Origin of the sequence: Priestia sp. YIM B13489 (assembly GCF_042787645.1) — a bacterium.
Classification (GTDB): domain Bacteria; phylum Bacillota; class Bacilli; order Bacillales; family Bacillaceae_H; genus Priestia; species Priestia megaterium.
Genome location: NZ_JBHZOQ010000047.1, coordinates 1 through 1,204, shown reverse-complemented (window position 1 = coordinate 1,204; position 1,204 = coordinate 1). Strand labels below are relative to the sequence as shown.

Annotated in this window: 2 protein-coding genes; one reads left to right on the top strand and one right to left on the bottom strand. The window is 38.8% G+C overall.

What is annotated here, in order from left to right:
* Window positions 1–514, bottom strand: a 514-nt coding sequence (locus ACFX4W_RS05280) for a M15 family metallopeptidase (protein ID WP_377559285.1), incomplete at its 3' end; no start/stop codon positions are given.
* Window positions 515–728: 214 nt separating this feature from the next.
* Here ACFX4W_RS05280 and ACFX4W_RS05275 point away from each other — a divergent pair.
* Window positions 729–1,204: hypothetical protein (locus ACFX4W_RS05275; protein ID WP_377559283.1), on the top strand; the 476-nt coding region annotated here is incomplete at its 3' end.

Here is a 1,204-nt window from a genome sequence, read left to right as displayed (position 1 = left end):
TGTGGTCTTCTATATTTTCCGGACTCATTTGAAAATGCGGATAGTCTTTAAAACCTTGCCAATCTCCTCCCCATTCGAATCCTAAATTTTTCGCGATATCTACAACCTCCATCCAATCAGACTGATTGTTATTATTACCGTCATATTCCATGTCCCAAATAACTTGTCCGTCTTTTAACTGAATAGCAAAATCAATAGCTAATCCGTAATTGTGATAAGACTGGCCGCCCTTTGAGTAGGTAACAATATTACCTTCTTCCGTCCTGCCTTTTGCATAAAGCTTATCTTGTTCTTCTTTTGAACGGAAACCTTCCGTAATGACAATTGAGATTCCTTGGTCACTTGCTTGTTGAACAAGTTTATTTTTCTTTTCTTCTACGACAGGATGCAACTCAGTTGCTCCTGAAAAATCTTCTAGCGTTGGACCAGGCTTTAACTCATCGCGAAACAAAAATACGAGGCTTACCGCTATCGCAACTATCAAAGCTATTCCCAATTTTTTAAGAATGTTCATCTATATAAAGTCTCCATTCTTTTTTGCTGCTGTTTAGATAAAATCATATCGAATTTCATTTTGTTATCCAATAGAAGAGCTGTAGTGTTCAACAAACGTCTATATTTTTTCGTTTTTTATCTATTTTCACCATTTTTTCACTATTGGTGGTTACATTAACAATTGTGGACAGCTCTGTACCACACCCCTATAACTTTTAAGGAGTGACAACAGCATGAAAAAGAAACTATTCGGTTATATCATGGCAAGCGGTTTAACACTAGGAGTTATGGCCGCTGCAAACTCCACGGCATTTGCAGCAAGCAAAGATGAAACAAGCTCTTCAACAGTTGTAGAGCGAACAAATGGCAGTACAACAAATATAGATGATGCAACACAACAAAAAGTTGATGATATTATGAAAAAAGCACAGGAAAAATTACAGAAACTCGGCATAAACTTGCCTCAGCACAAAGACGGCCCCTTCAGCAATCTAGATGCGGCTACAAAGAAAAAAGCAAAAGCTATTATGGATCAGCTCCGCGACGGCACGCTGACTAAGGAACAAGCTGAAGCCAAATTAAAGGAACTTGGCGTGAACTTGCCTGAACATAAAGGCGGTCCTTTTAACAATTTAGATACCGCTACAAAGAAAAAAGCGAAAGCTATTATGGATCAGCTCCGCGACAGCACGCTGACTAAGGAACAAGC